The 6,368-nt window shown below is 53.0% G+C and carries 6 protein-coding genes and 1 pseudogene; 4 read left to right on the top strand and 3 right to left on the bottom strand.

Translation table 11 applies throughout. The features are described 5' to 3' along the window. The 3 genes from ENI00_RS17355 to pyk all read left to right on the top strand — a co-directional run. Window positions 1-182 (top strand): hypothetical protein (locus tag ENI00_RS17355; RefSeq protein WP_304105180.1); only part of this gene is annotated, 182 nt, incomplete at its 5' end. 203 nt (window positions 183-385) lie between these two features. After that, on the top strand, window positions 386-1,390 hold the full coding sequence (gene gap / locus ENI00_RS17350; RefSeq protein WP_304105178.1) for a type I glyceraldehyde-3-phosphate dehydrogenase: 1,005 nt from the start codon (window positions 386-388) through the stop codon (window positions 1,388-1,390). 68 nt (window positions 1,391-1,458) lie between these two features. Next, window positions 1,459-2,907, top strand: a complete 1,449-nt coding sequence (gene pyk / locus ENI00_RS17345; protein WP_304105176.1) for a pyruvate kinase — start codon at window positions 1,459-1,461, stop codon at window positions 2,905-2,907. Window positions 2,908-2,909: 2 nt separating this feature from the next. Here pyk and ENI00_RS17340 read toward each other — a convergent pair whose 3' ends face one another. From ENI00_RS17340 to zwf, 3 genes are read right to left on the bottom strand one after another with little or no spacing between them, the layout of a single operon-like run. Further along, complete coding sequence (locus tag ENI00_RS17340) at window positions 2,910-3,560, bottom strand: bifunctional 4-hydroxy-2-oxoglutarate aldolase/2-dehydro-3-deoxy-phosphogluconate aldolase (RefSeq protein WP_304105174.1); 651 nt, start codon at window positions 3,558-3,560, stop codon at window positions 2,910-2,912. Window positions 3,561-3,616: 56 nt separating this feature from the next. Further along, window positions 3,617-4,336, bottom strand: coding sequence for a 6-phosphogluconolactonase (gene pgl / locus ENI00_RS17335; RefSeq protein WP_304105171.1), 720 nt, complete (start codon window positions 4,334-4,336; stop codon window positions 3,617-3,619). After that, window positions 4,323-5,834: a glucose-6-phosphate dehydrogenase gene (gene zwf / locus ENI00_RS17330; protein ID WP_304105169.1), complete on the bottom strand. Its 1,512-nt coding sequence runs from the start codon at window positions 5,832-5,834 to the stop codon at window positions 4,323-4,325. The genes pgl and zwf overlap by 14 nt, the downstream gene beginning before the upstream one ends. A gap of 232 nt (window positions 5,835-6,066) precedes the next feature. Between zwf and ENI00_RS17325 the strand changes: the two are divergent. Continuing rightward, window positions 6,067-6,368 (top strand): annotated as a pseudogene (locus ENI00_RS17325) (transcriptional regulator HexR); the annotation flags it as partial.

The raw sequence follows: 6,368 nt of genomic DNA, 5'->3' as shown, positions 1-6,368 counted from the left end.
GCTCACGTCGGGTCTTCTTTTTCTTGGCGGCGAACTCGGCTTGGGCGAAACTCGTCTGCTTCATGATCGTTCCTGGTCGGTTCGATTATCGGGAGTTTGATTTTATCAAATCCAAGGCTCAAGCTGAATTAATCAGCGTTTCCCAAGGTAATTCTGTCGGCTTGCGCGGCTGCGGTCGATAATTCGCTGGGTAACAGTGTGGACAGTCGGGTTCATAATGGGCTCCAGTACCTGGGTATCATTCGATCGCTCTTCGTAAGACGTCATTTTACGTTCTTTTTTTCGTTTTCGAACGTTCAAAAATTCATATTCGCGCATTATTTTGTTATATTTACTACATTCCGAAAATTCCACGAATAAAAACATTCAGTTAAGGAGTCAAAATATGACAATTCGTATCGCGATCAACGGTTTTGGGCGGATTGGCCGCAACACGCTCCGCGCACTTTATGAAAACAACTACCGCGAGCAGCTCCAAGTGGTCGCCATTAATGATCTGGGCGACGCACAAACCAACGCCCATCTGTTAAAATACGACAGTGTTCACGGACGATTTGACGCTGAGGTAAGCCACGATGCGGAATCTCTCAGCGTTAATGGCGATCGGATTTCGATCACGGCCATTCGCAATCCGGAAGAACTCCCCTGGAAAGATTTGAACGTGGACGTTGTTTTTGAATGCACGGGATTGTTTACCAAACGTGACAAAGCGGAAGCGCACCTGAAAGCCGGCGCTCGTAAAGTCATTATTTCGGCGCCGAGCCCCGATGCCGACACCATGGTTGTTTACGGCGTAAATCACAACGTGCTGACATCAGAACACCACATTATTTCCAACGCCTCTTGCACAACAAACTGCCTTGCGCCTGTTGCAGAAGCTCTGCACAAGGTTGTCGGCATTGAAAGCGGATTGATGACAACCATTCACTCCTACACGAATGACCAGCATCTAAGCGACGTATATCACTCTGATCTGTATCGCGCCCGCTCCGCAACCCAGTCAATGATACCAACCAAAACCGGCGCTGCCGCGGCCATTGGCAAAATAATCCCGGAGCTTGACGGAAAACTTGACGGGCTGGCTATTCGCGTTCCAACCATTAACGTATCACTGGTCGACTTTGGCTTTATTGCGAGCCGGGATACGTCCGTTGAAGAAGTTAATGCGGCGGTAAAGGCTGCGGCAGAATCAAACCCCGTGTTAGGTTATAACGTCGAAAAGCTGGTCAGTGTGGATTTCAATCACAATGCTCTATCCAGTATTTTCGACGCGAATCACACTCGCGTACTGGGTCGTCACGTAAAAGTCATGGCTTGGTACGACAATGAATGGGGATTTTCGAACCGGATGCTGGACAATGCGCTTGCGCTGATGAAAGCCGCCCAATAAAACCGGTCAACCTTGAACGATTCGTTCATTTGCACAAGACTAACCCGAACCATCACAGGACACGAACTATGCTCAGGCGTACCAAGATTGTCGCCACCCTAGGCCCCGCAACAGATTCCCCCGAATCACTGGCAGCCATTATCGCCGCAGGCGTTGATGTTACTCGCCTCAACTTTTCCCACGGCAGCGCTGATGAACACATCGAGCGCGCGCGCCGAGTGCGCCAGACAGCGGCCGCACAAGGGCGTTTTGTTGCGCTGCTTGCGGACCTTCAGGGGCCCAAACTTCGAATAGCCCGTTTCAAAGAGAACAAGGTTTTTCTGAAGGCCGGGCAAACGTTTGTTCTGGACGCCGCAATGGACAAAGAAGCCGGCACGGAAGATCGTGTGGGCATTGACTATGAGCAGTTGATTAACGATGTAAAGCCAGGCGACATCCTTGTACTGGACGATGGCCGTATCGAAATGGAAGTACAAACCGTTGCCGATCGTAGCATCACCTCGTCCGTTCTGATTGGTGGCCCACTATCGAATAACAAAGGGCTCAACAAGCGCGGCGGGGGTCTGTCTGCCGATGCCCTGACTGAAAAAGACAAGCAAGACATCGTGACCGCCGCTCGTCTTGGAGCGGATTACGTTGCGGTCTCTTTTGTTCGCACGGCCGAAGATATGCACACGGCTCGCAGGCTTCTTAAAGAAGCGGGTTCCGATGCCGGCCTGGTTGCAAAAATCGAGCGCGCGGAACTGGCCCACGACGAGGCCGCGCTGGATGCGGTTATTGAGGCATCTGACGTCGTGATGGTGGCTCGAGGTGATCTCGCCGTTGAGATTGGCGATGCAGAGCTTGTGGGTGTGCAAAAGCACATCATTGCACGTGCCCGCGTACTGGATCGTGCGGTCATTACAGCGACCCAGATGATGGAATCCATGATCACTAACCCCATGCCGACTCGCGCTGAGGTGTCTGATGTGGCGAACGCCGTTATGGACTACACCGATGCGGTAATGTTGTCTGCAGAAACAGCCGTGGGTGATTATCCGGTAGAGGCTGTTGAGGCGATGGTGCGCATCTGCGTAGGTGCGGAAAAGCATCCAACAATGCATCAGTCAAACCACCGGATTCACGAAAGCATGGAGCACGTAGACGAAGCGATTGCGCTGTCCGCCATGTATGCCGCCAACCACCTGAATGGTGTTACCGCGATCATCTGCATGACGGAAACCGGCGCAACGCCGCGGCTGATGTCCCGCATCAAATCCAGCCTCCCGATCTTTGCGTATTCACGGCATCACACTACCCAGCATCGGGTCGTGATGTATCGAGGCGTACAGACGGTTCCGTTTGACTCCGCAAAAATTCCGAACGAAAGAACCAACGCTTTGGCCATATCAGAGCTGGTCAACCGGAAGGTGGTGAGCAAAGGGGATCTGGTGGTTATCACCAAAGGCGATTATGTAAACGCCCAAGGCGGAACGAACACCATGAAGATCGTAAAGGTTGGCTCTGATATCAGCTGATATCAGCTGATATCAGAGAGACTGCCGCGGGCGATTTCACTGATTTTCGCCCAGTCTTTCTCTGCAATAACGTCGGCTGGCGTTAGCCAGCTGCCTCCAACCGTCTGCACGTTATTCAAGGCCAGGTAATCCCTGGCCGTATCCCGATGGATGCCTCCCGTTGGGCAAAAGATCGCGTCCTGGAATGGGCCATTGAGGGCTCTGAGTGCGGGGATTCCACCTGCCACTTCGGCAGGGAAAAACTTGAATTCGCGATAACCCAGGCCGTAACCCAGCATCAACTCGGAAGCCGTCGAAACACCCGGCAAAAGCGGAGCTTCGGAGGTCAACGCAAATTCCAGCAGTGCTTCGGTAACACCGGGCGTTACGATGAACTGAGCGCCCACGGCTTCCGCCTGACGGTACTGCGCAAGGCAGGTTACTGTTCCCGCGCCGACCCAGGCGTCCGGAAGTGCTTCACGAACCTCTTTGATCGCTTTGAGCCCGTGCTCCGTGCGCAGAGTTATTTCCATGACGTGTATACCGCCATCAAAAAGAGCCTGGCAAAGCGGCACTGCGTCTTCCGGATGTTTTATGGTGATAACAGGCATCAGACGCGATGAACTCAAAACCGATCTGATCCGCTCTCGGTGAAAATCGGATACTTGGCTCATGCTATTCTCCACACGGGGATTTAAAGGCTATTTAAATTCAAAGAAATACAACACACTCAAGGGCTCCAGAAAATCTGCAGGCCGGGCTTCAGAAAGCCGCGCACGGGCATGGAGAGCAAATCGTCCGGGTGCTTCATCGCACGTTTCAGCGTGTCCAGCTTGTCGCCGCCTTTAAGGTGCAGTGCGGTAAAGCCGGCCCCACACAACAGCGCGTATGTCAGCGTGATGCGCCTTTGGGCTTGAGATGGGGGCGTGGTGGCCACCACGGCTTCCTGACTTTCCGGGGCCATAGCCTGAGCAAGCTCCGGCGCGTCCGGAAACAGGGACGCGGTATGGCCGTCATCACCCATACCCAGAATCAATACGTCCAACGGAAGCGTCAGGTGCGCAAGCGCGGTTCTGACGTATTCCAGACCCTCTTCGGGGGTCTCGCCTTTTTGCTTCAGAGAGAAATACCGTGCGACCGCAGCGTTGTTCTGAAGCAGATTCGCGTTTACAAGCCGGGTGTTGCTGTCGGCATCGGTTTCATCTACCCAGCGCTCATCTGCCAAAACAACATCAACCCTGCCCCACTCCAGATCCTTGCACGACAACGCCTGGAAAAAGGGTATGGGCGTGGAGCCACCTGAAACCGCAAGACTTGCGCGCTCAGCTATCCGAAGCCTGTCCTTGAGGCGTGCGGCAACCGTTTCCGCGAGTTCCAACGCTGTCTGATGCGCTGAGTCGGCAAAGCGCGGCTCAACGCCCAGCGGAAAAACCATGTCAGGCGTCTTCATACCAGCTCCTTCCATCACGGGTGATCATGGCAATGGAGGCAACCGGACCCCAGGTTCCAGCAGCGTAGCGCTTGGGCGGATCACCACCGTCGGTCCAGTTACGGATAACCTGATCAACCCAACTCCAGGCATACTCCACCTCGTCGCGCCGCACGAACAGATACTGGTTGCCTTTCATGATTTCCCACAGCAAGCGCTCGTACGCATCAGGGATACGCTCGACCTCAAAGGCCTCCGAAAACGTCAGTTCGAGTGGCCCCTGGCGCAGCCGCATGCCTTTGTGCAGGCCTTGGTCTTTCGTCAGTATTTTAAGGGACATGCCCTCATCCGGTTGCAACCGGATAATCAGCTTGTTGTTTGCCAGGTGTTTCTGGTCAGGATCAAAAATGTAGTGGGGCGCGGGTTTGAAGTGGATGATAATCTGCGACAGTTTTTCCGGAAGGCGTTTTCCTGTACGAATATAAAACGGTACGCCGGACCAGCGCCAGTTATCGATTTCAACCTTCAGCGCCACGAAGGTTTCCGTGGTACTTCGCTTGTTGGCGCCCTCCTCTTCCAGATACCCCGGAACCGGCTTTCCAATGCTGGTGCCGGCCGTGTATTGGCCGCGAACAACATAGCTTTCCATCATGGCGGGCGTGATGGCACGCAGCGCTTTAAGCACTTTCACCTTTTCATCACGAATACTGTCTGCAGACAGATCCGACGGTGGGTCCATGGCTATCAGGCACAACAACTGGAGCACGTGATTCTGGATCATGTCCCGAATCTGCCCGGCCTTGTCAAAGTAACCCCACCGCCCTTCTATGCCCACGCTCTCGGCAACCGTTATTTCCACGTGAGAGATGTGGTTCTGATCCCATTGCGACGCAAACAGATTGTTGGCGAAACGCAAGGCAATGAGATTCTGAACGGTTTCTTTTCCCAGGTAGTGATCAATACGGAAAAGCTGGCTTTCTGTATAAACCTCTCCCAGTTCGTCATTAATCACGCGAGAAGATTCAAGGTCGTGGCCGATGGGCTTCTCGACAACAACCCGCGTCTTTTCGTTACAGCAACTGGCCGAGCGAAGATTGCGTGCAATCACGCCGTACATGGCAGGCGGGCTGGCCATATAAACAATCAGATCGTTACCGTTTCTGGTGCTTCCATCTTTGCGACTCTCAATGTTTTTCTCGTCGCGCCAACGATTGAGAACATTGAAACTGTCTTCATCGTGGAAATCGAGAATCTGATATTCAACTCTCTGCAGAAAAGCCTCCGCAACGGTGCGGTCGAACTCTTCGGGCTTTACATAGTGTTCCAGCTTTTCCAAAATCTGCTTGCGAACCGCCGCTGTATCAATATCCTGGCGGGCAAGGGCCAGGATTCGACTGTCATCCGCCAGGAGACCCGCTCTCTCCAACTGATAGAAAGCGGGGAACAGCTTGCGTTGAGCCAAATCGCCCAGCGCCCCGAACAACATGATATCGCAACGATTAATAAGCCGATTGACCATCGGGAATGCCTCTCCGGTGAATCAGGCCACAGAAAACCAACCTGCTCTCACATTAAATGTAGTAATTTTATCTAAATAATGACATTGGTTCCGGACGAATCCAAGGTGATTATCGGATTAATGATACGTTTACTACCCTAAATCCTTCAAAAACCCGGTATAATCTGTCTAATTCGTGAAACCATGCCACCAGGTATTCAGGGAGTAGCTTTATAATTAAGGAGCAACTTTGATGGCTGTAAACCAGACACATCGTGATGAGAATCTGCTGACGGATATACAATCGCGAGTGGAGACTCTGAACAAGTCGGAACGCAAGGTGGCAGAGGCAATCCTGCGGGATCCAAGCGCGGCTACTCGCTATAGCATTGCAGCCTTGGCCCGGGCATCTAACGTAAGTGAGCCAACGGTTAACCGATTTTGTCGAGGATTCTCGGCCACCGGTTTTCCGGATTTCAAGATTCGCCTCGCCCAGAGCATTGCCACGGGCACGCCCTATGTCGGACAAGACATCGAGCCTGACGATTCGGTTTC

Origin of the sequence: Marinobacter antarcticus (genome assembly GCF_011049865.1) — a bacterium.
GTDB classification, from domain to species: domain Bacteria; phylum Pseudomonadota; class Gammaproteobacteria; order Pseudomonadales; family Oleiphilaceae; genus Marinobacter; species Marinobacter antarcticus_A.
This window is presented reverse-complemented; position numbering and strand designations above follow the sequence as displayed.